Below are 750 nucleotides of genomic sequence, written 5' to 3'. Positions count from 1 at the left end.
TTTATCAAGAAAGATGCTTGATAAAATTGTGCTACTGGCTAGTCGTGCTCAATTGCCGTTAGAAGCGATCATTCCGGAAGATGATGTTTGGGGTGATACCGCTGGTGAGCTTGGTAACTTTTTGTTGCTGCAACGTAGCGCGCGTGGGCATTTCCGCATCAGTGCTTTTGTTGAGCACACCATTGCATTCCATCGTTCGATTCGTAGCGTGACACCTCCTCTTACTGGCGTACCGTCAAGCGAGCTACAGATGGACAGTTTGTCTCTGGAGCTGCAACGTTCGATAGATTACCTCTCTGCTCAGCTTCGTCAGGTTCAGTTGCACCAATTGAAAGTGTGCTGTGATGAAGAAGATGAGAACGAATTGGTTCAGTCGCTTAACTACCGCTTAAGCACCAAAGTGTCGTCACTACTGCCTGAAGAACATGAACTCTCTGGTCATGTGCTTGCGGATGCGGCGGCGGCGTCTACAAATCGACGCGTCAATCTATATCCTGATCATTTAAAGCCGAAAAAAAATCTCCTTACGCTAAAAAATGTGGCGATTTCTTGGGGTGCGGCTGCGGCTGTGATTCTGTTGTCTTACGGCTACGTGTCTTGGCAAAGTGAAGGTTTGGAAGATGAAATCGCGATTGTGAAAGGCAAGGGCGATATTCTTAAGTCTGACTTAGATTACTACCAAGTGAAGCTGCGTAAGCATCAGCCTGATCCAAATAAGTTAGCGGCCAAAGCGCGTCTAGAGCGTGAAGT

The 750-nt window shown here is 47.3% G+C and carries 1 pseudogene; it reads left to right on the top strand.

From position 1 onward, the window contains the following. Positions 1-750 (top strand): annotated as a pseudogene (locus R7P74_RS26180) (MSHA biogenesis protein MshI); the annotation flags it as partial.

It is taken from the genome of Vibrio sp. 2033 (genome assembly GCF_033339735.1).
Note: the sequence above shows the minus strand (reverse complement) of the source record. Positions and strands in the feature narration are given on the sequence as shown.